This is a genomic window from Dyadobacter endophyticus (assembly GCF_014641595.1).
Taxonomy (GTDB): domain Bacteria; phylum Bacteroidota; class Bacteroidia; order Cytophagales; family Spirosomataceae; genus Dyadobacter; species Dyadobacter endophyticus.
In genome coordinates this window covers 1052668-1077883 of sequence record NZ_BMIA01000001.1, presented here as the reverse complement: position 1 = coordinate 1077883, position 25216 = coordinate 1052668, and the positions used below count along the sequence as shown (strand labels likewise).

The 25216-nt window shown below is 46.2% G+C and carries 16 protein-coding genes; 6 read left to right on the top strand and 10 right to left on the bottom strand.

Going from position 1 to position 25216, the window contains the following annotated elements:
- Nucleotides 1-204 precede the first annotated feature (204 nt).
- Nucleotides 205-1170, top strand: a complete 966-nt coding sequence (locus IEY24_RS04490; protein ID WP_188929065.1) for a zinc-binding alcohol dehydrogenase family protein — start codon at nt 205-207, stop codon at nt 1168-1170.
- Nucleotides 1171-1380: 210 nt separating this feature from the next.
- Here IEY24_RS04490 and IEY24_RS04485 read toward each other — a convergent pair whose 3' ends face one another.
- The 3 genes from IEY24_RS04485 to IEY24_RS04475 all read right to left on the bottom strand — a co-directional run bounded on the left by IEY24_RS04485 (nt 1381) and on the right by IEY24_RS04475 (nt 3182).
- Nucleotides 1381-1773 (bottom strand): ester cyclase, encoded by a 393-nt coding sequence (locus IEY24_RS04485; RefSeq protein ID WP_229221344.1) that lies wholly within the window; start codon nt 1771-1773, stop codon nt 1381-1383.
- Between the two features lie 248 nt (nt 1774-2021).
- On the bottom strand, nt 2022-2627 hold the full coding sequence (locus tag IEY24_RS04480) for a Crp/Fnr family transcriptional regulator (protein WP_188929061.1): 606 nt from the start codon (nt 2625-2627) through the stop codon (nt 2022-2024).
- Nucleotides 2628-2843: 216 nt separating this feature from the next.
- Nucleotides 2844-3182, bottom strand: a complete 339-nt coding sequence (locus tag IEY24_RS04475; RefSeq protein WP_188929059.1) for a zinc ribbon domain-containing protein YjdM — start codon at nt 3180-3182, stop codon at nt 2844-2846.
- A gap of 436 nt (nt 3183-3618) precedes the next feature.
- Between IEY24_RS04475 and IEY24_RS04470 the strand changes: the two genes are divergently transcribed.
- Nucleotides 3619-4461, top strand: a complete 843-nt coding sequence (locus IEY24_RS04470) for a hypothetical protein (protein ID WP_188929057.1) — start codon at nt 3619-3621, stop codon at nt 4459-4461.
- Between the two features lie 284 nt (nt 4462-4745).
- Here IEY24_RS04470 and IEY24_RS04465 read toward each other — a convergent pair whose 3' ends face one another.
- Nucleotides 4746-6242 carry a T9SS type A sorting domain-containing protein gene (locus IEY24_RS04465; RefSeq protein ID WP_188929055.1) on the bottom strand — a complete coding sequence of 499 codons (1497 nt, stop codon included), beginning with the start codon at nt 6240-6242 and terminating at the stop codon, nt 4746-4748.
- Nucleotides 6243-6273: 31 nt separating this feature from the next.
- Entirely contained in the window at nt 6274-8574 is a 2301-nt protein-coding gene (locus IEY24_RS04460; RefSeq protein ID WP_188929053.1) for a tail fiber domain-containing protein, read from the bottom strand.
- Between the two features lie 212 nt (nt 8575-8786).
- Between IEY24_RS04460 and IEY24_RS04455 the strand changes: the two genes are divergently transcribed.
- Nucleotides 8787-11762: a ligand-binding sensor domain-containing protein gene (locus IEY24_RS04455; protein ID WP_229221342.1), complete on the top strand. Its 2976-nt coding sequence runs from the start codon at nt 8787-8789 to the stop codon at nt 11760-11762.
- Here the strand turns inward: IEY24_RS04455 and IEY24_RS04450 are convergent.
- The 4 genes from IEY24_RS04450 to IEY24_RS04435 form a co-directional block, all read right to left on the bottom strand.
- On the bottom strand, nt 11750-12376 hold the full coding sequence (locus tag IEY24_RS04450) for a response regulator (RefSeq protein WP_188929049.1): 627 nt from the start codon (nt 12374-12376) through the stop codon (nt 11750-11752). The genes IEY24_RS04455 and IEY24_RS04450 overlap by 13 nt on opposite strands.
- A 337-nt stretch (nt 12377-12713) precedes the next feature.
- Complete coding sequence (locus IEY24_RS04445; RefSeq protein WP_188929047.1) at nt 12714-13091, bottom strand: RidA family protein; 378 nt, start codon at nt 13089-13091, stop codon at nt 12714-12716.
- A 275-nt stretch (nt 13092-13366) separates the two neighbouring features.
- On the bottom strand, nt 13367-14734 hold the full coding sequence (locus tag IEY24_RS04440) for an MATE family efflux transporter (protein WP_188929044.1): 1368 nt from the start codon (nt 14732-14734) through the stop codon (nt 13367-13369).
- Nucleotides 14735-15088: 354 nt separating this feature from the next.
- Nucleotides 15089-16330 carry a hypothetical protein gene (locus tag IEY24_RS04435; RefSeq protein ID WP_188929042.1) on the bottom strand — a complete coding sequence of 414 codons (1242 nt, stop codon included), beginning with the start codon at nt 16328-16330 and terminating at the stop codon, nt 15089-15091.
- Nucleotides 16331-16863: 533 nt separating this feature from the next.
- Between IEY24_RS04435 and IEY24_RS04430 the strand changes: the two genes are divergently transcribed.
- Nucleotides 16864-17217 (top strand): hypothetical protein, encoded by a 354-nt coding sequence (locus IEY24_RS04430; protein ID WP_188929039.1) that lies wholly within the window; start codon nt 16864-16866, stop codon nt 17215-17217.
- Nucleotides 17218-18217: 1000 nt separating this feature from the next.
- Nucleotides 18218-18757 (top strand): hypothetical protein, encoded by a 540-nt coding sequence (locus tag IEY24_RS04425; RefSeq protein WP_188929037.1) that lies wholly within the window; start codon nt 18218-18220, stop codon nt 18755-18757.
- A gap of 66 nt (nt 18758-18823) precedes the next feature.
- Here the strand turns inward: IEY24_RS04425 and IEY24_RS04420 are convergent, their stop codons facing one another.
- Entirely contained in the window at nt 18824-20068 is a 1245-nt protein-coding gene (locus tag IEY24_RS04420; protein WP_188929034.1) for a site-specific integrase, read from the bottom strand.
- A gap of 924 nt (nt 20069-20992) precedes the next feature.
- Here IEY24_RS04420 and IEY24_RS04415 point away from each other — a divergent pair.
- Nucleotides 20993-25093, top strand: coding sequence for a HigA family addiction module antitoxin (locus tag IEY24_RS04415; RefSeq protein ID WP_188929032.1), 4101 nt, complete (start codon nt 20993-20995; stop codon nt 25091-25093).
- Nucleotides 25094-25216: the final 123 nt, after the last annotated feature.

The following is a 25216-nucleotide window of genomic DNA, read 5'->3' as shown; positions in this document are numbered from 1 at the left end:
TAAGGGTTCACCTCGCGGCAATGTTTGACCTTTGCACTGTAGATAAATCCGTTGTTCCGGAGACCGACGACTATCGTTCCAGGTTTTGGAAGACCGCGACTTTTTTGTATTTAAAAAGCAATCCGGCAATTAGAAAATCGTGACTTACATGTTCAACAGCTTTGGCATCAAAGGTTTGTAAAGGCCAACAAGATTATGAAATCGATGAAAGCAGCTATTATTTACGAGGCAGGTGGGCCAGAACGGTTGATACTCAGGGAGCGTGAAATCCCTACGCCGGAAGATGGGCAGGTGTTGGTACGTGTACGCGCGTTTGGGCTTAACCGTTCGGAACTGATGACACGCAAAGGGTTTTCACCCGATGTGGTTTTTCCCCGCATATTAGGCATCGAATGCGTTGGAGAGGTTGTCTGCGACCCCTCCGGTCAGTGGTCGCCGGGGCAGCGTGTTGCGGCTTGCATGGGTGGTATGGGAAGAGATTTTGATGGCAGCTACGCAGAATACACGGTGCTTCCCAAAGCCATTACCTGTCCATTTACAAGCGACTTGCCCTGGCATGTCCTTGGGGCGATACCGGAAATGTTCCAGACAGCCTATGGCTCACTTTATCTGGCGCTGGGTATCAGAGCCGGAGAAAGCCTGTTGGTACGCGGCGCTACTTCGTCCGTCGGTCTGCTGGCCATCCAGATCGCTAAGCAAGCCGGCCTAACTGTCATTGCCACCAGCCGGAACCCGGAGAAGGACGCGTTTTTGCGTGACAGAAATGCGGATTACGTACTTGTTGATGACGGGAATCTGCAAACTAAAATAAAAGGCATTGGTGCAGCGGATAAAGTCCTTGAACTCATTGGCACAAACACCCTGAAAGACTCACTGGCCTGCGCCAGGCCAGGCGGATTGGTTTGCATGACCGGGATGCTATCGGAGACATGGTCGGTTAAGGATTTTGCACCTATGGATTTCATTCCTTCAACCGTTGGCCTGACGGTCTATGATAGTGGCCAGTTTCGCCTGGATAGCGGCGCACTGCAGTTATTTATCTCAGACGTGGCGGCCGATACCATCCAACTCCCGGTCGGACGCGTATTCGGGCTTGAAGGGATCGTAGAGGCACACCGGCTGATGGACAGCAACAGTGCCGGCGGCAAGATCGTGATCACCAATGATTGATATTTTAAACCGAGGTAATTCGCAAAAGTATCACTTGAAGTGAATCGCGGAATTGGCCAGAGCGTGCAACTTCATCCCTGTTGCGAACACAGTGCCCGCCGAAGACCACTGCGGTGCTACCTACCATAACTTGTTCCATCCTCATTTGCGATAGCGGTTTACCGGAATCAGGTTGGTACAGGCCGATTAGCTCAGCAGGTAATAATATGGTTAAATCCCCGGAGCCGCACCAAGCTGCCGGATCAGCCCGAACATGTCAGGCAAGCCATATTCTTCTACGATCTGCCTGTTTTCAAACCGGTAGAAATTCATGGCTTTTACCTCGAATGTCTTGCCTGTCGCCGGGATGCCCAAAAAGGTATTTTCGTGGGTCCCGCTCATAGTAAAGCGTACAGCCACTTTTTCGCCATCAAATACCGAGTCATCGATCTTCCATTGCACGTCAGGAAATGCGTCGCGCATCATGCCTACAATCGCCATGTACCCACCCGGTCCCCGCATAGGCTCGGGGTTGCCCGGTACGTAAAATATTACCTCCGGGTGGATCAGTTCGTTTGCCATCTCCGGGTTTGCAGTGTTGATGAACGTTAAAAATCGGTCCATCAATCGCATTTTGTCTTCTCTTACCATGTCTGAAATGATGTTTACAACTGCTCCTTTAGAGATCGAGTGTCCCGTGGACCGGTGTATGCGAGAGGCAAATCGCCAACGAGCTAACGTATCATCGCTTCCGCTATCCGGCTCAGGACTCGGCCTAACGGCAGTTTTCCTGTTTTGTTTTGATAATGCAAAGGTCTCTGACTAAGCTTTTGCTGCCAATGAACTACGTTAAGAAATAGTATTGATCTAGTTTAAGATTTTGCTCCCCGTTTGTTACGCAGACGGCTCAAAAACTCAGGAGTTATGCCCAGGTAGGAAGCGATTTGAGTCTGGGGGAGTCGATTGGATAATTCCGGGTAAACCTCTAAAAAAGAGAGATACCTGTCTTCGGCAATCGAACTGATAGTTTCCAGGAACCGCTGCTGCAAATTGACAAAACTATCTTCGATCAACACCCGGAAAATGCGGTCAAATTTTGGCGCACGGGTATAAAGGCTGATAAGGTCCTCATAACTGATTTGTAAAACGAGGGTATCTTCAAGGGCATCTATGTTGAGCGTAGACGCTTTTTTACTATGGAAACTGCCAAGGTCGTTTATCCATCTGTTTTCCGGGGCAAATTGTACAATGCGGGTCGTTCCCCGATCGTCGACCTTATACATACGAAGACAACCGCGCACGACAAAGTTCAGATGCGTACATATGTTGCCGTCTTGATGTACATATTGCCTGCGACGATAAAGACGCGGGTGAAAGGTACTTTCCACAAGCCCCTTCTCAGTCTCGTCCAAAGGTATGAGCCCGTTAAAATACCGTAGCAGCGGATCGAGGGAGACGTCAGTTAAATTTTGCTTCATACAATTGAAATACGCAACGGACGCCTTGACAAGGATTACCATCGTAGGCGACTGCCACACTGGTCAACGGGCACAGCAAGTCAACAAGTAGAGCTTTATGAAGTAATCCAGGGTCATGATCGTTGCAATTGACCCAGGGTTTGCCTGATTAAATTCGTTAAAGCAAACATGATCTGAACCCCGACAATAAATCCACCGTGTAGATACGTGCAACTCCTAGGCTTTCTTTACAAATTCTGACTTAAGAGCCATAGCTCCAAAGCCCTCTATCTTACAGTCGATATTGTGGTCGCCATCTACCAGGCGGATATTTCTCACTTTGGTACCGGCTTTAATACTTTGGGAAGTACCTTTTACCGGTAGGTTTTTGATAGTTACAACGCTATCGCCGTTTTGAAGGATATTGCCGTTGCTATCTTTTACAACAAAGTAATCCTCGGCCACATTGCTTTCGTCAGAATTCCACTCATGTCCGCACTCAGGGCATACCAGCAGAGTATCCATTTCATACGTATAAGTAGATTTGCAGTGTGGGCAAGGGGGAAAGTCAGCCATAATAGTCAAATTGTTTATGACGCAAATGTAGCCTTTTAAAGGTTATGATGACTTCCATCTCTTCATATTGAGTGTACCCGCGCCAGATATTTTCGGTACCTCCATGCCCAGGGCAGTCACCTTTTGGGTTTGTTACATATCCAAATGGTGGAAACTCTTTTCATTTGAATGCGGTAGTGGTAAAGAAGTAATCAATCGGTTAGAGTTTTATGTATGCACCCTTTAAGCTCCGGTTTTCGCGGTGAGCCCCAAAGGCTCCCGCCCCGAAACTGCTTCAAGCATTAAAAAAATACATGAATTAAAATAAGGTGACAAACAGAAAAGGAAAGCCCCGAAAATCAATGAAATACGGCAACTAATCCAGAAGTGGATATGTTGGCGCAAGAAGAATATGCTTTAATCCGAAAAGTTGTTGTCGATTATTAAAATTTTCCAAATGACTGCCTCCCTACGTTTACTCGCATTTATGGCATATTGCCTTACGCTATTAGCATGTAAAAAAGAAATTCTTAGCAATCCCTCCCCTCCGAGCGATACGGATTATCTGCTGTCACGCGTAGTAGTTGATAATGATACGGTGCTCTATGCTGATTACAACATTAAAAATCAACTAGTTAATTTTACTACTGGGCTTACTACGTGTGATTCCCTCTCATATGATTCAAATGGAAACTTAGCCTCTTGTCGCCAAATCGTTAATAACGCCATTAGTGCGACATATTATACCAGTTACTTTTATCGAAAAGACACGATTGAAGTCATTAGTAAATCGGGATCTTATGGACGTTGCAGAAAGTATACATTAGAAAACGGAACGATCGTCAAACGCCAGGGCGGGTTTGTAATCGCGGGAGTCCCTAGGTATTCAGATTCAGATACCATCTCCTATCAGTATTCGAACAGAAACTTAGTAAAATGCACGTTTCCGCTCCAGACAAGCTCCTATCAACCTATCGATACATTTGCCTATGGTGATTCGTATAACAATCCATATCAAACGCTTGGTGAACACTTATACCTCCTAATAACTGATGACTTCTCCAAAGCAAGTTCCGAAAGTGTCTTGGCATCTGAATCGAAAAATATGCCGACGTTGGAGTCGTATGCAACCTATTCGATATCAAATAATGATTTGACTTCTTCTGGCTTTTCAACTCATATAAATCATGTAACGCAGGTTTTTGATGCCAATAACGCCCTACCAGCAGTTGTCAAAACCACCGACAACAATGGAGTTGAGAGAACCTTAAGATTTGTATATATTAAGAAGCGGTTTTAACAAAACACAGCTATCCAAAAAATCCGACCGGTTTTCGACAAATATAATCCTGCCTATCCATTCGATTATCAATTTACCGATACGGAGTATGCCAAAAATTCTATTACGAGGAACCACCCTGTTAACAGTTAGCTGCCAGGCCATTAAAGCTACTTTGGCAAACCCCGTAAGGAGTCTGAGGGGATTGCCATAATCGAAACCCTGCCGGTTAGTCACGCTAACGCTATATCATACCAGGGGCTATTGTGAATGTAGCCTCCGGTATGATGTAGCGTTTTATGGGCTTATTTTTTTATGATCTTGAATGTTTGTCCATCAACTTTCAAAATGTAAATACCAATCGGGTAACTGCGCAGGTCAACCACAACCGAGGCTGGCCCGGGCACTATCTCCGATGGGCCATTTCGCACCTGATCCCTCTTTTGTAATCTGAGACCGCTGAGGTTGAAAATTTCAAGGGAGCCTGGCGTTTTACTTGATTCTACCCGAAGAAAATCGGTTACAGGATTCGGGTAAACAAGTATTTTGGCATCTGTGTCAAACGCAATGGAAATGGTCTTTGAAAAGGCATGGGAGCCATCCTGGTCGATCTGTTTCAGGCGGTAATAGTTGATACCGGGTAAAGGTGTTTTGTCTGTAAAAAGATAATTGACAAGCACTTTACTTTCACCTTTTGCATTTACTTCCCCAATAGATTCAAAGCTTTTCGCATCGTTGCTGCGCTGTATCTCGAAATGCGATGCATTGACTTCCTCGGTCGTTGCCCATTGCAGCACGCTCGTGTTTTCAACTGCCCTGCCCGTGAAACTAACCAGCGTGACAGGCAGTGGCATCTCGACACTGCCCACTGCGATGGCGGTGATGGCCGTGCCTGCCGGGATTATGCCCGTCAGCGTGCTGTTCTCAGTGTTTCCGCTCGCATTGAAACCAGCACTCAGGTCAATCCATTGGGTCCCATTCCAGCCCACCAAACGCAGATTTTCCGTCAGTGCGAAATTGGATAAGTCTGGAATCGAAACGGTAACGGTGATATTATCGTCGCTTCCTGCGGGGTTGAGCCAGTCCCAGAAGCCTGCTTCGCTTACTGCTTTGACAGGATCGGCGATAGCTGTGCGGCTGTGAGTTCCTCCGTCGGACGGATCGGTTACCGCGTCGGGGCTACCTGCAAACCAGGCGGTACTGATGGTAGCCGCCGCTGCCGGGGCGGAAATGGAAAGCGTTCGAAGGTCTGTGCCGCTGCCGACGGGAAACACGAATGCATCGTTGCCAACTTTGGTAACATAACCATTCACGTGCTGCGCATCCGAACTGCCACCGGTATAAGTCGCCCCGTCACTGAAACGGAGCGACCCGGTGGTGTGCATAGTGCGGACAGTCGTGGTAATGCCATTGTTGAATTGCAGATTTCCGGTAATTCCTATACCCTGTGTATTGCTTATGGCCATCGTGTTGCCAGCCCCGATGTTGAACCTCACATTCGAGAAAGATGGGGCAACATTGCCGATGATACTGTTCAGGCCGATTGCCTGAAATATATCCAGACTGCCGGTGGACGTCCAGTTGCCGTTGATTTGCAGCAGATTGTTACCGTGTTCGTAAGTCGCACCGTTGGCCAATGTTACCAACCCGTCGGGCAGCACGATAGTACCGCCGGGCGAGTAGTCGCTGAAATAGCCGCCGTCGATATTCGCAGGGGCATTGGCACCACCGTAAGTCGTGTTTTGTGCCCGTGCGCCGCCTGCTGCCGCGGTGATCAGGATTAGTATTATAATTCGTTTCATATCAACTGGATTTAAATGAATGGCATTAAAGCTATTTGCTCACTGCTCTTGAAATGCCTTCGGCTCCTTTGACACCCAGCATTTGCTCCATTTGTTTAACCCGCTCTACCAATTGTGCAGTAACCGCTTGACCATCTTTCAATTCTTTGTTTGCTGCTTTTAGTGATTCGATTTGCGCCTGCTGTTCCTGAATTGCTTTGGTTAATACCGGAATCAGTTCGGTGTAGGAAACGGCTAGCGTTTTGTCGGCATCATTTCCTTCTTTTACCAACGAAGGCAACACTTTCGCGATCTCTTGCGCAACGAAGCCGATTTCGTGATGATCGTAAATGCTGTCCTTAATCGTTTGCTTCTTTTCATATTCGACAGGATTGAGCGCCATAATCGTCGAAAGGCCGTGCTTTGTACCGAGGATATTGCGTTTCAAACGTGCATCGGATGTAAGCACCACGCCATTGGCACGCACGGAGGCGGAGGCATTGATGTCGCCCGCCACATCCAGTGTATAACTCGGGTTAGTAGTACCTAAACCCAGTCTTCCGGAATTGGTCAGGCGCATTCGTTCGGTTGGTGTACCACCATTTAGCCAGCTAGCGTTTGTTGCCCATATAAATCCCCTATTGTTGGTGCCAGGTGCAGTGCCGTTCAGGTCACTAATAAAGATCATATTTTCACCTGATTCCATGAACAGGTTGTTACCCGGAAGACCCAAACCCGGATACATATAAATCCGGGCTGAATTTCCACCATCCCAATTCAAGCCATACTCCGCTGAAAAATTCACATTACCACTTTGTATATCCAATTTGGCTGTCGGTGTAGCAGTACCTATACCGACATTTCCTGTTTCGGTGACCCGCATACGTTCCGCCGCGTTAGTACGCATTACCAGCGGCTGGGCATCCGAGGTGCCGAGGTAGTTGATAGCAGGGTTTGTGGCTGCATTACCCGTAAGTCCCCAGCCAGTGGCACCACCGCCCGATGCCGACAACACGCCACCGGCAAGGGAAAGATTGGCGCCCAAAGTGATATTGCTGATATTGCCCGTGCCGTCACGGCCGGTAATGGCGGTTGCTGTTCCTGCGCTGCCTGCAATGCGCGCCGTGCCGTTTACGTCAAGCTTCGCGCTGGGCGTATTGGTTCCTATACCTACATTACCATTGCCCTTCATGCGGAATAGCTCGGTGCCATCACCGTTTCTGCCACCGGCAAAAAATACGTGATCGGCGCCTGGGACAGTGTGGTAGTTAAATTGATTCGAACTCACACCAAAACCAACCTGGTCGTTGGCGCCGCTATCAAAAAACGAAAGTTTGGCGCCCACAACCGAGGCAAATGCCAGCGGAACAAGTGGTGCCGCATTGCCGATACCGATATTACCCGTGGGCGTGATCCGGAATCTTTCTGCTGCATTCGTACGCAGCAAAAGCGGCTGGGCATCCGTAGTCCCGATATAATTGGTAGCCGGGTTAATGCCCGCATTGCCGGTCAGCGACCAGCCCGAAGATCCGCCAGATGCCGACAGCGCGCCTCCGACGATGGATAAACCTGCACCTAGGGTGATACTGCCGATATTTCCCGAACCGTCGCGACCCACAATGGTAGTGGGCGTGCCGGTACTGCCGGTGATCCTCGCAGTGCCGTTTACATGCAGTTTCGTGCTGGGCGCATTAGTACCTATACCTACATTGCCGCCGCCTTGGATCCGGACGAGCTCCGTACCGTCGCCGTTTTTTCCGCCTGCCCAGAAGACGTGAGACGAGTTGGTAGCAGTGTGATAGTTAAGTTGAGTAGGGCTGACGCCGATCCCGAGAAAGTCCACGGTCGTGCCGCCATCAAAGAATGAGACTTTTGTTCCTAGTGCATTTGCAAACGATAAAGGTGCAAGCGGGGCCCCGTTGTTGATACCGACGTTACCCGCTTCCGTTATCCGCACACGTTCCGAAGCATTTGTGCGCAACACCAATGGCTGTGCATCCGAAGTGCCGACGTAGTTAGTAGCCGGGTTGGTGCCTGCATTGCCGGCGATGTTCCATGCATTGCTGACACTGGAAGACGTCCATATCGGTGCAGCAGGCGTGCCTGTATTTACCTGCAACTGGTTTGTGGTAGTATTGTAGATCATCAATGCGGTCGCGGGGTTGACGATAGCATCGCGCTGGGCAGTGGTGAGCCGTGGTGCCAGTAAGCCTTTATTGTTTCCCGTGCCGCCGGTTACTTCAAGCATGGCGCTGTTGTCAGGAGCTCCGGAGCCGCCTACCTTGGTTTGGGCATGGGTTTGAAAACATATTGCAAGCAAAGAACATGCAAGCAGAGCGTAGGACTTTTTCATAATAGAAATGATTAGTTGAGCTGAAATTAGCAGTGCCAAAATTGCTCTTTGACTTCGAAATAGTTTGTATTAATACATCGGCAGTTTTGGTCTGTAAAGCGCTTCATTTCCCGTATTGATCCGCAGTGCATTTTTGTAGTGGTATCAATACAAAATGGCTGTATATTGTAGAAAAATCCATCTACGGCATGCGCCCGTCTATGTCACGACAAATGCGGTATCTTGTTTCTTGTAGTACCACACTACTTTTCATCGCACTCTTTTCAGGGCTGAAAGTGGCTGCGGCGACACCAGATTACAGCATTACACATTATACCAGCCAAAACGGGTTGCCGCAAAACAGCGCCAAGGGGGTAGAATTGGATAAGGACGGGTTCCTGTGGATCGGTACAGAAGCGGGGTTGGTGCGTTTCGATGGGCAACGGTTTAAGCTTTACGATGCAGATCACTATCCTCTGATGAAATCCAACCGGGTTGGAGACCTTTCGCTCGACACTGCAGGGGTACTCTGCTTTCGAGACGGAGTTAGTCTGACCTTCGACAGCAGAGGCCGGATGCAGCAAATTTCGCAAGAAGCCTATTTGGGAAGGATCACCCGGTTGCAGGGTGGATTTCTTTCTGTTCAGGACTACTCGCTATCATTCTCGTCGGGGAAAAAGCTTCGCTGGTCAATGATCCTGCCCGAGCTCGTGGCGGGTGGGCACGGTAGATTTTGGGCTATACAAAATCGACAATGTTATTTCCTGAACAAGCCCGGGTTATTGTCGTGCGTGGATGCCGACAAGCGTAGAACAACGGTCAGAATAACCGGCCTGCCCCTGCACCTGAAAGCCTACGCAAAAGATGAGCCGAGGGTACAGGGCCTGCTAGAACACGACGGCCTGCTATATTACCATACCGATAAAGCCATTTACCAGCTTACAGATGCGGGGAGCAATGAATTGAAGGCTACACTGGTGCTGGAAGCGGACCTGTCGGATGTCACCTGCTTTCGGCGTTACCCCGAGCTGAATATGTATGTGATAGGTACGGCGACGCATGGGGTGTATATTCTGCGCCGCAAGCAATTCGAAGCCTATCGGCATAGCAATGGATATGGAAATTTTTACCCCCAGGTGCCTTACGGCGAAACCGGCGCCCTCACCGCCTTCGGACTCCTTTATCCGGGAGGGTCACGTCTGGGGTTTCCTTTTGACGTGGGCGCGTTTCGGGGTGTGCTCAGGGATAGCCGGGGGCATTACTGGCTGGATAGGGTGTTTATGACATCCAGCACCACCTACAATGTGATGCTGATCGAGATGGATGAAAAACTCCATGAATTAAAACAGCGATTTAATCGCTACGGAAGCAGTTGTATCCGCGAAACACCGGACGGCCGCATATGGGTATTGACTTCCGGTGGTCGGCGCCTGGTACATGTAGATGGCGATTCACTGCGATCTTTGCCCGAACATTGCGATATCAATTATGGAGCACAAACTTTTTTGCCCGTTGATAATGAGCACTTCTGGATCGCAGGAAGGGAATTGATGGCGCTGCTGAATATCAGGACAGGAAAGCAAATTCACTACAAAACACTCGAACAGTACAACATTGAAGCCCTGCACCTGGATCGGAACAACGTGCTTTGGGTGGGCACTACCGGCAAGGGTTTCTATGCTATTAAAGGCGACCGCGTTATAAAGCTGCCTTTGGATAGGAAGGCTTCACTTAAAGATGTCCATTCCTTCATGGAGGACCATAGCGGGTTTATCTGGATGAGTACAAACAACGGCCTTTTCCGATGCAGAAAAGCAGACCTAGACCTCTTTGTAGCTGGAAAGACCTCCGACGTATATTACCAGTGTTTCAAACAGGAATCGGGTTTTAATATCAATGAATTCAATGGAAACTGCACCCCTTACGCTGTCGTATTAGGCAATGGTAAATTTTCTTTCCCTTCCATCGATGGGCTGGTGCAATTTTATCCGGACGCAATCAAGGAATTACTTCCGACCAGCAAAATATTTGTCGATAAACTGCTGGTCGACGGCAAACAGCAATATCTGAACGGCCATTCAATCCAGCTCCGGCCCGACTTCAAATACATTGAGGTAGAGGCGGCCTCGCCATTTTACGGTAACCCGGCCAACCAGTATCTTGAATACAGGCTAACGGGCCTGGACAGCATTTGGCATCCCTTGAATGAAGACAATAAGGTGGTGTTCAATAACCTCGCGCACGGACAATACGGTTTGCAGTTCCGGAAAACTGCGGGATTCGGCCCGGGTAACATCACCACGACAAGCATTTCTTTGTTTGTCGAGCCGTTCTTTTACCAGACCATTTATTTTAAACTGGCCGCCATTATTTTGATTCTCTTGCTGATCTATCTGGTTGTGAAAATAAGGTATGCGTACCTTTTGAAGCAAAACAAACAACTGGAACAGGAAGTGGCAAACCGCACTTTCCATCTTAACAACGCGAACCGCCTCAAAGAAAAAATGCTGATGATGGTAGGGCATGACCTCCAATCACCATTGCATTTTCTCGGGTACCTGTCCGATACCAATTATGAAGCCGTCATGTCCAATCAACACGAGAAGGCAGGTTTAATAAGCAGGGAAATGAAAAACGCCAGCCGGGAAATTTATGCCTTTGTCGATGAGTTAAGTCTATGGGCACGGGTACAGGACGAAAGATTTAATTTAAAGAAAACAACCTTTTCTTTTACTTCGCTCGTCGGCGAACTCGACCTTTTTTTCAAAGAGATATTGGGGCATCAGCGTAATACCTTTGAATTTACAACTGAAGAGAATTACGAGCTATATACCAACAAGGAGCTGCTGAAGGCAATATTACGCAACCTTGTAGAAAATGCCCGTAAGCATACCCATCAGGGCGTTATAAGCGTGCATTGTTACAGGGATAGTGACAACACCTGCTCAGTTCGTGTGTCGGATACAGGCAAGGGTATGACACCCGAAATATTGGGAAAGATAAACAACCTGATCCGACACTCCGGGGAAACCCTAGATTTTGAGTCTGGGAATAGAATGGGGTACCAGTTCATTATTGATTTTGTCACTCGCTTGGGTATGCATTTGGCAATAGATAGTCAGGAGAACAAGGGTACCGTCGTCGTCGTCAGCGGGATTGCATTGCAGCCGGCTGGTCTTCAAATCAAGAAGGGCTATCAAACCCCGTAAATGAAAGCAAGTTCGGCAAGTTCGTTATGGCTTTCTATGTTCAGCTTTTCATAGAGACGCTGTTTTAGCGTGTTTACTGTGCCGTATTTGAGCTTCATCAGGTCGCCGATTTGCACCTGGGTGTGGCCTTGCACGAGGTACATGGCTACCTGAAATTCCCTTGTACTCAATCTGTCAAAAGGACGGTTCGATTTCCCCTCCAAAGAGTTTTGTAACAAGATGTCCGCCAGTTTCTGGCTTACATATTTCTTGCCCGCCAGAATGATATGGATTGCCTTTCCAATTTCATCCTTCGGTGCATCCTTTTTCAGGTAACCGTGAGCACCCAGTTGAATAAAACGGGCACCGTAAAGCGTTTCTTCATTCATTGACAAAACCAGCACCTTGGTTTTGGGATGAAAATTCTTGATGTGGTACATCAAAATAGTGGGATCTGTATTGGGCATAACCAAATCCAGCAACACCAACGTGTAGGTGTTTTTCTTCATCAGGGCCATTACACTTTCTGTATCCCAGGCTTCATCGATGATACAATCGGGGAAGAGTTCCACAAGCATCATGGCTAATCCAAAGCGGACGACATGGTGATCATCAGCGACTATTATTCTTTTCATAACCTTGATTCTTGGGAAAGACGAAGAAACAGTTTAAGACCGGGCCTTGTTGACTCGAAAAAGCCAGAATGGGGCCAGGAGGGTAAAATTTCCAGTTTCACTCGCAAAACAAAAAACGGATATACAGTAAATTATCCACCCGCAAGGTACAAAACAGAAAAAAAGGCCATGTAGTGATAACCAGCCATTATTTGTCGAAAATCTGCTACAAAACGATTTCCTGCTCGATCCGTCAAGCATTACAAAATTCCTAAGTACTTATCAAACAGGCCTCCTTATCCGGTTCGTGGTTACTGAGCGCGTCAGCAACCACGTTATCTACTACATCCGGTGCGTACTAGCTCGTTTTTAGCTCTAAACTAGCAATTGTGGTCAACTCAACACGCGCTTGTTTGGGCAAACCTGCCACGGCCAGGCATGTACGGGTCGGATAGCGGTCAACAAAATAAGTTTGGTACACTGCGTTGAGCTGGTCGAAATACCTCATATCCGTCAAATACACGGTAACACTGACAATGTGGCCGAAAGTCAGCCCGTGCTCGTTAAGTATTGTCTCGATATTCGCAAACACTTGCCTTACCTCGTCCTCGAAAGAGGTACTCACCAACTGCCCGCCAGCAGAGCCGATCTGACCCGAAATGAACAAAAACCCGTTGGACACCAATGCTTTTGAAATCGGCACTGCCGGTGCGGAAGCCTTTTCGATTGTACTCATGTGATTAATATGTTGGATATGTTTTCATTAAAAGTTTCACAGCCACTCCTTTTGGAGGCTTCCAATGCCACATTTGGTATTGCGCATTGTTCGAAATTTACATGCGAAGGTACAGTGTAACCCCTATGCTCGCAATATCCCCCTACTGGATTCCTACACCATTAGATTTACCGACATTATAATGCAAAACGATGGTTGAATAATAATGGCAAGCCGTTGAAGAACTGGAAACGGCTTGCATGGACATGGATTTGGCATGGACGTACTATGTGTGACTAACTATCAGGCGTGATGGCACCAACCGCATAGTATCGATCATTGTAATACATTGTATAGGCCGCAAAAAGGAGCAACGTCAGTATTTCGGCCAAAGAACGGGATAGCCAGATGCCTGGTAGGCCAAAATAGTCCGGAAGAATCATAAGCGCCGGCGCAACTAGCAAAAGCCCTTTTAACAAGTTTACAAAAAGGGCCGGGGTTGTCTTACCTGTGCTTTGTAGAAAGGCAGCCAGCAAATAGTTCGGCCCAACTGCTAAAAACAGCAGGAAGTACAAGCCCATTGCTTGGCTCGCAATTTTCCGATAGGCCATATTTTGGTCCCCAGAAAATAATACAATTAGCGGGTCGGACAGAAACAAGCCGATCAATGTCACGATAATTCCCAACAATAGCGTAAAAACCAGCGAAAAACGTAAAGTTTCTAATACACGTTCTGGCTGTTTTGCACCTATGTTGAATGACATGATAGGAAGCGCGGCGATCATCGCGGCGGTAAAGGGGCGAATGAGTAGAAAACTAAGGTAATTGACCAGCCCAAAAGCGGCCACGGCTGTGGCGCCGTAATGGATCAACGATTGGTTGATAAGAAGCAAGCCAGATGAGAATGCGATTTCAGATGCGAACGACGGCAGACCTATTTTGAAGTACTCCTTCCATTGTGAAAGTTTTAAGGTGAAACGAAATGAAAAAAAATTAAGATGCGTGTTGCCTTTAAAAATATACACGAAAAGATATGCTGCGCCTGCGGCTAACGCTACTGATGTTGCGATCGATGCTCCTTTTACGCCCAGGCCGCAACCAATAATCAGTATCAGATCCAGTAGAATATTGATTCCGGCAGCCAAAATAGACGCATTTCGCGACACCTTTGGTGCTCCGTTTGCACGAACGAAATTACCCCAAATCATTCCCAGGAAGAAAAAAGGAAGACCCAGCAATTGCCAAAAGGCATACTCGGCCGTTTTGTCTGCCAATGAAACGTTGGCTGCTCCGGCCAGGAACCGAGAAAGCGGAGTTGCTATGAACGGTGCACTGACAGCTACGCAGCCTCCAATCAAAACTACCAGCGTAGTAGCGAATTGAAAGACCTCCTGTACTTTTTCAAAGTCCCCGGCTCCAATACTTTTTCCGATCAGTACTCCGCCGCCTATCATAATAGGCAAACTCAGTGCAATCAAGACGATCACGACAGGTCCATATAATCCAACCGCTGCAAGACCGTCTTTTCCGATTTGTTGTCCAAGTATAATTCCATTAATAACCTGGTGAATGATCGAAGACAGCAGGCTAATTATCGCCGGGCCATAGTTTTGAAAAAACAAGGTCCTGATGGGAGCTTGTCCGAGTTGATTGGTAGCGGTCATGGTGGGATGTTTTGCGAAAGGGGGCGCAAAGGTACTATAATCGCATAACTAGGCAATTGTTGTGTGTTAATAAAAACGCCGAAATGTCATTGTTTCTAATTTCATTTTGCTGTCATGAAACGCATTGGTAAAGGATAACCATTATTGCAATTAAACAGACGATGGTCGTAAATATCGACTGGACCCTAAACACAGTTTGGTTCGGCTCGGTTTCGCCGCAATGAGGACAAAATTCAGCTGCGCGTGAAACCGGCTGATTACAGGCACGGCATGAGATCAGATTTGACATATGGTTACGTTTGGACAAGACCATTTTTTGATTACCGCCGGCTTGGCATTAATAGCTACATACTGTCATAGAACGTCATAGAAGCCCCAATAGGTAAACATCAAAATCAAAGTGATATAAACCAGGTTATTAAGGGTAAATATCAGCTTTGAAGACAATCCCCATATTTTTCGACGGGCCAGATGCAGGTTCACCCTTATCAATGGAACGATAAGCAACAGCAGAATAAATGGCAGGTAGGCAGCAACGTTTTTTAATGAAAATTGAAAATCCTGAAATGGTGCTTTACTGTAAAACATGGCAGGTGTGCGTATTAGCGCAAACATATAGTATAGCATTGGGAGGCAGATCATGATTATTACTAGCCGCAATTTTAAGTACGGATCCGGAGCGCGCGGCGCTCGAAAAATATTGATCAGATAGCTCAGCAGGAAAAATATAGCCGACACGCCAAAAATCCCGCCACAGGAAAGCAGGAAAAGGAAGATACGCCGATCGTTTTGGGGTACTTTGTACCTCACCAATCGGTCATATTCGATATTGTCTGGAAACAAAGACGCTAATTCGATAACCCGATCTCCTTTTGCAAGCTCTTGCTTCAAGTTGAATTTAACTTCTCTCGTGTAGTCATGATAAAAGTACAGGCTGAAATCGCCTTCGGAAAGGTTGGCAATAGAAGAATACATCGTACCGTCTCCTAGTTTTTCACGGCATTCATGCATGGTATCGACTAGTGCCAGACAATAGTCGGCTCCATTATCAGATTGTTGCCAGTTGATAAAATCTCGTCCTCTTCGATAGCGAGCCCAATTCAGACGCTCATTTTCAGGTGTGATGGAAGGGCAAAAGTTGGAAATGATGTATTTGCCGTCGTTTCCCAACAGCACGGTATCCGGCTCCATAATCAGGTACCGCCCAGATTTATCCGCGAAAAACAACTCGCCATTGGGCATTCTGTGTCGGTTGTACCGGTTTGCATACCGCCTTACATCTTCGACCGTTGTGCAGTTCTGCATAATGTAATGGACAAACTCCGAGAAGTTGGTGATATTTTGTTTGGACGGATCAATTTTGATGTTTTTCTTATAGATAGTCAGTCCATCAAAAGCCAGGCCTGCCTCATTCATCCCTCCCTGTGGAAACATATCACCGTAGCTCATATACAAAGCTCCGAGTTTTCCTACTGGGGCATTTACAAAACTTATTCGTGAGCCAGTTCGCCAGGAGTCTTCATTATTACCAAGATATGTTTTGCCATTGATTGTAACCTTGCACATGCTGCATGCAAAGGCATTTAAGCTGGACATTAGTAGCAAGGCCGCGAGCAATACCGAAAGCTGAAACCTGTAAGGACGCATGGGAGTTTATTCTCAGTAACTTAGGGAGGCCTTGAAAAATTGCGTGGCTTCCTCGGCAATGCGAAGTTAGGCGCAGTGCCGGATAGATGTATCAGTTGTCTAACATTGGAAAGACGTAGTCAGCGTTGCACTTATCTAATTGGTTTAGGATTTCTTCCGCTCTACTCACTAGCTGTTGTGGTGATCTCGTATATGACTGGTTTCTTGACGGATTGCAAGTTATGAACTTAGCCGAGCTTTGAATACATCGTTATCCCTCAATTTTTCTTCGCTTCTACCAAATTGAGGTAATTCAGGCATGCTCTGCATACGAGGAGTTGATATTTTGCTTCAATTGGGAAATTTTGCCGGGGATCACTTATAGGGATGGTCTATGTTTAGGCGAAGATCTTAATTGTTCGTGCATAAGGGCTATTTTGTTAATAACTCCAACTGTTTTTCGGGCAATTGGGTCTTCAAATGTAACTATTGGCAAAAAATATATGCATTTCATTCTCAAGGCTTCATGTTACAGTTTCTTTTTACTTTCTTTTGGGTCATCATGTTCAAAAGAAGATCAGGACTGTGGGTGCAACGGCTCAACACGCCGTATTTTTGAAAATGTACAAGCCAGATATGTCGGTGAAGGGGTCTTCGTGGTTCCAGATAGCATGGCGGGCTTTCTGCGCCTATACCCGTGTGAGTTAGATACTACTTGGGAGATTAGTAAAGAAGAAAATACCTGGAATTACCGTATTTCTGCCAATCTTAAAAAGCATTGTTTCGGCCCTAATCCAGAGCTGGAACTTCCCTACGAGGGCGGAAAAATCGAGCTTACTGATATCAAAAAACTGTAAATTGAGATATTGAACCATAATTTATATACGATGACGTGGTTGGCTCGACTGTCTCCTCGAATTGGCAGAATTAGCGATTGGGCAAAGATGAATTGGCATTCTTTGCATGGTAGTCCACCAAGAATCATTCGGGTAGATGGTTTTGACTCAGAAGGTTTTAGAATACATTACGAAAGCTCTGTAACTACTATTAAGTGGACTGAAATCTCCAAAATATGTGCCTAACACATTTCAGCATCTTCTAAACTCTAAACGGCCTCTCAACTTGCAATTAACTGGCTGGCAAGCAGCTCAAAGATAGGAAAAATCATAAAACTCTCCCGCCACGACTTTGGAGCGAATGGGCGGCCAGATTCAATTGTCCGACAATTGTACATCCAGCCGATTGCGGGTAAGAGGCAATCGTAGCTTTACATAGAGGGCATGACAAATGAAGCGCCACTCGAAATTGTCATATTAAAATACAGAGCAAATATCTTAATATCATTTAAATGCGAAAAGAACCTGGTTTTGTATTCCAAAGCCGTCTCAAGGTTAGTGAATACGTTGCCCCAGCCTAATTTATGTTCGTTGTGATTCTTGTCAACCCAAGCTCTGACTAAGTCGATCCTCGCCGCGGGTCTTCATTGACCCATCGACGGGCGTTAATATACGTAAATTCGTCAGTGTCGGCCGCCATCAAGTGTCTGTTTATTTCTATCTAGGACTTTGCAATTAACCCACCTGTTTAGTTCGGCTGTCGGCGATCATTTTCAAGAGACTGGAATTTCTATAAAATTCTCCCGCCAGCGACTTCGGAGCGTTTAGGCGGCAAGATGAGATTGTGACACCAATCTGACATCTTGCCGATTGCGGGTAAGAGGCAATCAATGTCTTGGAAATGCCCCAGTCAGCCACAATTCGTAGGGTGCTTAATAAGTTGTGCAATCTGAATTGATATTTTGTTGAAAATCCAGCCGACAATAGCATATTGCCAGCTCAGAAAACAATTTGGTCTTAGATGGGATTTGGCTTTAATCTATTTGTCGTTTTTGTCCTTCTTCCTTTCACTGTCGTTAGTGTAATCATTTGGCTATTAACAAAAAGAAGGTTATTGCTGATTGCCAGTGCGTTGGGTTGGGTTGGGATATTGGGCATTGCGTTACTTTCTACGGTTGTCCAAGCACTCACCTCGAAGATAGTATTGAATAAAAACGACTACTATGGTAGCTATATCGTTAACCGAGATTATTTTCCAGGCAAGCAAGCCGATTGGCAATACAACAATTTTCGATTTGAGATAAAAAGCAATGATTCCATTTTCTTCCACGTAACGGATGGAGAAAAAATCACAAAGACATATCGAGGAGCTGTCGATATGACTGCCCCGTACCATTCCAAGCGGCTGAATATTGTCATGGCTGCGCCTACTCATCACATCGTGATAGATAACCCTACCACATATCGTGGGATATGGAACTTTTATTTGGTATTTACTTCACCAAAATTCGGCAACGTATTTTTCAAGAAGGGCGATTGGAAACCGTTAGAACGACGATAATCATCAATTGCTATGTCAGTAGAGTCTAATGCGCCTAGCTTCCATAATTATGTCAAATTTGATTGACTACCATGAGTTTTGACCTTCCGTGCCATACCTCTTTGAAAGCCGCCCTTTCAAAGCCTGCATGTCTTCACTAACCTTCGTATCCAAGATTTTCGCATAAATCTGCGTCGTGCGAATGTTTGTATGTCCAAGCATTTTAGAGACGCTTTCAATCGGAACGCCATTTTGCGGCGTCACGGTAGTTGCGAACGTATGCCTGGCCACGTGTGAGGTGAGCATCTTTTCAATCCCGCAGATCACTGCAATTTCTTTCAAGTAATCATTCATCTTCTGGTTACTCGGCACAGGTAATAAGAGCCCGCGCGATTCACAAAGCGGATGATCTTTGTATCTATCAATAATTTGAAGGGTTTCCGGCAACAGCGGGATGTGAGGCTTGACATTCGTTTTCGTCCGCTGGCTGAAAATCCACTGCTCACCATCAATCCCTCGTGCTATTTGGCTTTTTTCGAGCTTCTGGACATCGGAGTAAGCCAGGCCGGTGAAACAACAAAAGAGAAACGTATCCCGCACTTGGGTGAGTCGGTCACTAGCGAAGTCTTTGCTCGCCATTAAGTCCAGTTCTGCTCTGGTAAGAATGGCCTTATCGACTTTCTTGAATTTGCCTTTAAAGTTTAGATACGGGTCAAGATTCATCCAGCCGTTGCTCAGGCAGATATTGACAATCTTGCGGAACATTTTCATGTGCTTCACCACAGCATTGTTGCCCATCTTGCGGACAGAGCGGAGATAGAACTCGTAATCTGCTATGAAAGCAAAATCTATGCGGCTGATGTCAAAATCGATCGTGCTGTAATTACTCTTTAAAAATGCCGCCGTGTGGCGTTCAAGAACCTTGTAGCGGTGGAATGTGCCTATCGCATATTCCTGGCCGACCAATGCTTTCATACGCTCATTATGATCAGCGATCACTGCCATTAGAAAACGCTGCTTCGGGCCAATGCCTAGAAATTTGTTTTTGATTGTTTCCGCTGTTATCAAAGCATTGTCGCGAACCAATGCAGCTTGTGCATCTAATAATTGCTGTTCAAGGTTGCCGAGATAAGCATTAACCGACTTAACAGCCTCCTTAGCTCCGGTGACTCTTCCTGCGAATGCATTCGACCGACCAGGCTCGCATTCTCGGCCGGTCGTAAATTCTGCTCTTCTACTTTCAACCGTAATCCGTAAGTAAATCGGCACCGGCCCTTTTTGATAATTCTTCGGCTTCTTCAAATAGAAAGGCAGACTGATCTTTGTTTTCATACCTTTTTCAGGTTAAAAAGTTGAACAAAAGTAGTCTTGCAAGCCTAGTCAGCACAAGATGTTTACGCCGTAAACAGGTTGTGATACAATCAGTTGTAGCGATTCTGGTGAGTAAAATTTGCAGATCTTTGAACTCAGCGAATCACTCACCAAAAATTTGTAGAAAATTGAATATTTTGGCATAATTCGAAAAACAAAAAAAGCCTGCTAATCTGTTGATTTGCAGGCTTTTGATGCTTTTTGTTATTGCTTCTCGTGATCCCGCTGGAATCATTTTTATCGCCTAACTGTCTCAGGAGCAGCAATATTTTTGATTTCAATTTCCAGGTTACCGGATAGGTTACCAGATGAAATGATCAATTTTGGAGAAATTTGATAGATTTCTCTACTTCAAAGATAACAGGCTATCCACCAACTTGTCAACTTGGCTCCTGATTTTCATGTCTATCCTTCGTAAGCGGAGCCCAAAAAGCTTTCCATTTGGCAAGGACTCAGGTGTTGGGTCCCACTTGCAAGGGACACTTATTAACGCTATATTGAATTTCTCGCGTGAAATGGCTTTGAACAAAAAGTCCTAGGACCCCGTCTAATTTTCCCACGATAATTTCGAAGCTATGGGCAATGGGTTCCGTTAGATCATTCTAGCTTGTTGTCAATAATTTCTGCAAAATTCATTATTTCCAATTTAGCTCCGAACAAATACACTCCGCCGACTGCCCCGCTATAAGGTCGTTGCGGATTTGCGCCAAAGCCCTCATAAACTTCATCTTATACTTTAAGCATTCAGTCCGAGACTGTCTTAGATATAACCAGAAAACCTTTATTGGTCAGCTAAAACTCCAAAATATCATATAAATATTTGCTCATGTAGGAACATTTGCTAAACTTGTATTGTGTAACGCTACACAATACAAGTTTTGATGCATGAACTCAGCACAATTACTTAGCCCAGGCGAATATGTCAGGAAAGAAATTCTGATCCCTCGCGGCCTGTCAGTGTCGGCTACAGCCAAGTTACTTGGAGTAGGTCGTCCCGCATTGTCGAATTTTTTAAACGGAAAAGCGAGTCTTTCGACCGAAATGGCTTCTCGTATTGAAAGAGTCTTTAACCTGCCGGCAAAGTATCTCCTTGAACTGCAGGTACACATCGATGCGCAAGAGGCAACGGAAACCAACGTATCGGCGACAGTGAAGCGATATGTACCACGCTTTCTTGATATTACCTCTAGCGAAATTGACGTTTGGGCATCTCGAATTGTTGCTCGCTTCAGGCTAGCTGTGTTTTTGCGCACGCTTGTAAACTCGACAGGTAGTGGTCTCACTCACGTCGATTTTCCAGGAAATGACGATTCCGAACGGCCAGGCCCGGATGGATTGGTTATTGCCCGGGAAGAAACTCAATGGATCCCCAAAGGCAATTCGTATTGGGAGTTTGGTTGCAACGAAGATCCGAATGTGAAAGCTAAAAAGGATTACGAAAAGAGCGTTCGGCTTATCGAAATTGAAGAAAGGCAAAATTCTACATTCATATTCGTGACGCCAAGGCGATGGCAGGGGAAAGTTAAGTGGATAAATGATCACAAAAATGGTCCACATTGGAGGAACGTTCGGGCTTACGACGCAAGTGATCTCGAACAGTGGGTCGCACAATCGATTCCTGGTCAGACATGGTTCGCGGACGAGACCAAGCGTCCTGAAAGCAAAACTAGGTCTCTGGATAAATGTTGGATCGAATGGGCAAAACATTCTACTCCGTCGCTCGTAGAAGATTTTTTCAATGACTCGGTGAATATCTTCAAAAAAAAAATAGTTGAGATTCTAACACAGGATCCTCGTGAACCAATAATTGTGAAAGCTGACTCAATAGAAGAAGCTTTGGGATTTCTTAGTTGCTTGTTTTCAGAAAATACTGACCTCTTTAGGTTTAGGGACAAGGTAGTCGTCTTCGATAAACCCGGCATATTACCTGTTATGGCAGACGGGGCGTCAGACTTTATTGCAGTTATCACTCCCGGGGAAGTTGCCCGTGAAGTTGGCCCGTATCTGCAATCGATCCACACAATCATAGTCTACCCGCGAAATGCTATTCATGATGAACCGCATATCCTTCTTGAGCCGGTGAGCACGGTCACATTTCGTCAGGCTCTTGAAAAGATGGCGTTTGATAACGATAAAGTCAACAGGCTTGAGATAGAATCTGGCCGTTCTCTGACGGTATTGCGTCGTCGGCTTTCAAATGTGCCAGAAATTCGGCGACCCGAATGGGCATCGAACGACGAAATGGCGTCAAGCATGGTGCCCTACCTATTTGCGGGAGCATGGAGTTCCTCAAATGCACGTGATCGCGAATTGTTATCAATTCTTGCTAACAGGAAACAATATAACGAGCTGGAAAAAACCTTCCAACGAATTACACAGATTAATGACACCCCACTTTGGTCGGAGGGTGAATACAGGGGACTGATATCAAAGATTGACGTTTTGTTTGCTATAAGCACCAGCCTCACTAAGGACGAGATTTCAAATTTCTTCACTGTTGCCGAAATTGTCTTAAGCGAGGATGATCCAGCGATCGACTACCCACCTGGACACCTCTTCGCCCTTGGTATTTATAGCAAGAGGCGAGAGATCTCGAAAGCTCTGCGAAATGGAATAGCGGAAACGCTGGTTTTGTTGGCAGTACATGGCAACAATCTATTTCAAAGAAGGCTTGGAATTGATGTGGAGCAGTTCGTTGCAAAGACAGTGCGCAAGCTTCTTGGCGATCCATTGACGAGTCGAACGCTTGAAATGCATGGCCTAGATTTAGCAAGTTATGCTGAAGCTTCGCCTGATCAATTCCTGAAAATGATTGAACATGATTTAAGAAGTAACGCTTCCGCATGCACTGCCCTTTTACGCCCCGTTGACTCAGGGATATTTAGTTCGTGCCCTAGAATTGGTTTGCTTTGCGCCTTGGAAAGCTTGGCTTGGTCACCAGAAACAATATACCGGACGGCATTAATATTAGCAAAGCTGTCAGAAACTAAGATTGAAGACAACTGGGCTAATACACCTATCGCATCTCTTAGTGCCATTTTCCGAGCTTGGATGCCTCAAACGGCAGCGAATGTGGACCAGCGAATTGAGGTTTTGCGCAACATAGTTAAAGCTTATCCTGAGATTGGCTGGTCTCTTTGTGTGGAGCAATTCAGCAATAAGCCTAGCTATGGCACTTATAGCTATAAACCTAGGTGGAGAAACGATGGGCAGGGTCATGGAGATCCAGTATCTCACGAGGAAGCTTACAATTTCATCAGCACTGTTGCAGATATTTGCTTGAACTGGCCAAAACACAATCTGTCAACTGTAGACGATCTGATTTGCCGGATTCACATTTTGGATCGAGATCGCCAAATATCGGTTTGGCGGATTGTTGAAGATTGGGGAAAGAGCGCGTCCGATAGAGACAAGGCAGTCATTCGCGAACGAATCAGAGTTACTCTTATGTCGGCAAAGGGCATCGCTCGGATAAAAAAGAAAAACGCAACTCAACTGGTGGAAGCTGCCAACTCTGCGTACGCCCTCCTTGAGCCTACCGATGTCATTAGTCGTCATGAATGGTTGTTTAAACAAAATTGGGTTGACGAGTCTTATGACGAGATAATTGATGGAGAAACTAACCTTCAAGCACGAGATAAACGGATAAAAAAGAAAAGGATCAATGCGCTGCGAATAATTTGGGGGGAACGGCGAGTCGCAGGTATTATGGCACTTGCAGAATCTGGCAAAACTGCTTTTATCATTGGCTGGTTGATGACCTCAGACATCCTCAAAACGAAAGATATCGCTGAATTTATCGTCAGCATCCTTCGGTCTTTGAACAATTCGAATCGGGCTACGTGCGACAACCTGATAGGTGGTGCATTAATCGCGCTACATGATGATAAATCATTGACTGCCATTATCCAAAAGATTGAAAAAGTCACTACCCAAGAGGAATACGCAAAGGTGCTCGAATTCGCCCCATTCCGCTCCACTACTTGGATTTTGGTTTCGAAGCTCCCAGACTCCCTGCAAAAGCAGTATTGGACAATGGTAAGGTTGCGGTGGGAGCGCCAGACTAAGGACGATCTAAATGAAATAGTCGCTAAATTGATAACATTTAAGCGTCCCGCTGCTGCCTTCGATTTCGTCGCAGGAAGTCTTGAAAACCTGCATCCAACAACATTGTTCAAGCTACTCGATGCACTAGTTACTATTGACGATACCTCCGAGGAACTGAACAGAATAAGTATTTGGGAAATAGAAAAGGCTTTCGAGTATCTCGAGGCAAGCGGTGAATTTACTTTGGAGGAATTGGCTATTCTTGAGTTTGGATATCTTGACGTGCTTGCGGATGGAGGGGGATATGCCGGACATCGAGGCATTCCAAATTTGGAAAAGTACATCGAAAATAACCCAAAAATTTTCGCCTTAGCTGTCGCTTGGTTTTACAAAAGAGGCGATGGTAAGACCGACACTGCCGACTTACAGGTCGATGATCCAATTCAGTTTGCAAGGCGGTCGTTGCGCGGGTACAAACTAATTGAAAGTCTACATAGAGTACCTGGCCGTAATAGAAATGGAGATATTGACCCGGAGCTGCTACTAAATTGGGTAAAAGCAGTCAGGAGTGCATGTGCAGAACTTGGACGCGACGATGGAGGAGATTCTGCGATTGGGAAGATGTTATCCCATGCACCAGCAGGTATCGATGGAATTCGTCCGTGTGAGGCTGTCAGAGAGGTTTTGGAACATGTGCAATCTGAGAAAATAGCGGAGGCGGTGGTTACAGGCTTGTACAACTCGCGTGGCGTGCACTCGAAAATCGAAGGTGGCGACCAGGAGCGGTCAATTGCGGCAAGATACAGAAAGTGGAAAACCGCCGTCGAATTCACTCAGCCATTTGTTGCCGCAACGATTTATCAACGTTTGGAGGACATTTATGAGCACGACGCAAAGGAAGAAGATATGCAGGCGAGTATTGGTAAACGGCTCAGGTAGGTCACCGTACAAGGTAACTTCTATGAGTTTTCCTGACATTTTGGCGAGGCGGTCTAACAGGAGCTTATTCGCTTAGTGATACGGGTGATGTCAGGCAAGAAAATTCATCAGACGCGACACTAA

Bases quoted from the DNA above. Each gene is read 5' to 3' on its own strand.
- IEY24_RS04490 (WP_188929065.1), top strand. From the start codon at position 205: ATGAAAGCAGCTATTATTTACGAGGCAGGTGGGCCAGAACGGTTGATA.
- IEY24_RS04485 (WP_229221344.1), bottom strand. From the start codon at position 1,773: ATGGACCGATTTTTAACGTTCATCAACACTGCAAACCCGGAGATGGCA.
- IEY24_RS04480 (WP_188929061.1), bottom strand. From the start codon at position 2,627: ATGAAGCAAAATTTAACTGACGTCTCCCTCGATCCGCTGCTACGGTAT.
- IEY24_RS04475 (WP_188929059.1), bottom strand. From the start codon at position 3,182: ATGGCTGACTTTCCCCCTTGCCCACACTGCAAATCTACTTATACGTAT.
- IEY24_RS04470 (WP_188929057.1), top strand. From the start codon at position 3,619: ATGACTGCCTCCCTACGTTTACTCGCATTTATGGCATATTGCCTTACG.
- IEY24_RS04465 (WP_188929055.1), bottom strand. From the start codon at position 6,242: ATGAAACGAATTATAATACTAATCCTGATCACCGCGGCAGCAGGCGGC.
- IEY24_RS04460 (WP_188929053.1), bottom strand. From the start codon at position 8,574: ATGAAAAAGTCCTACGCTCTGCTTGCATGTTCTTTGCTTGCAATATGT.
- IEY24_RS04455 (WP_229221342.1), top strand. From the start codon at position 8,787: ATGCGGTATCTTGTTTCTTGTAGTACCACACTACTTTTCATCGCACTC.
- IEY24_RS04450 (WP_188929049.1), bottom strand. From the start codon at position 12,376: ATGAAAAGAATAATAGTCGCTGATGATCACCATGTCGTCCGCTTTGGA.
- IEY24_RS04445 (WP_188929047.1), bottom strand. From the start codon at position 13,091: ATGAGTACAATCGAAAAGGCTTCCGCACCGGCAGTGCCGATTTCAAAA.
- IEY24_RS04440 (WP_188929044.1), bottom strand. From the start codon at position 14,734: ATGACCGCTACCAATCAACTCGGACAAGCTCCCATCAGGACCTTGTTT.
- IEY24_RS04435 (WP_188929042.1), bottom strand. From the start codon at position 16,330: ATGTCCAGCTTAAATGCCTTTGCATGCAGCATGTGCAAGGTTACAATC.
- IEY24_RS04430 (WP_188929039.1), top strand. From the start codon at position 16,864: ATGCATTTCATTCTCAAGGCTTCATGTTACAGTTTCTTTTTACTTTCT.
- IEY24_RS04425 (WP_188929037.1), top strand. From the start codon at position 18,218: ATGGGATTTGGCTTTAATCTATTTGTCGTTTTTGTCCTTCTTCCTTTC.
- IEY24_RS04420 (WP_188929034.1), bottom strand. From the start codon at position 20,068: ATGAAAACAAAGATCAGTCTGCCTTTCTATTTGAAGAAGCCGAAGAAT.
- IEY24_RS04415 (WP_188929032.1), top strand. From the start codon at position 20,993: ATGAACTCAGCACAATTACTTAGCCCAGGCGAATATGTCAGGAAAGAA.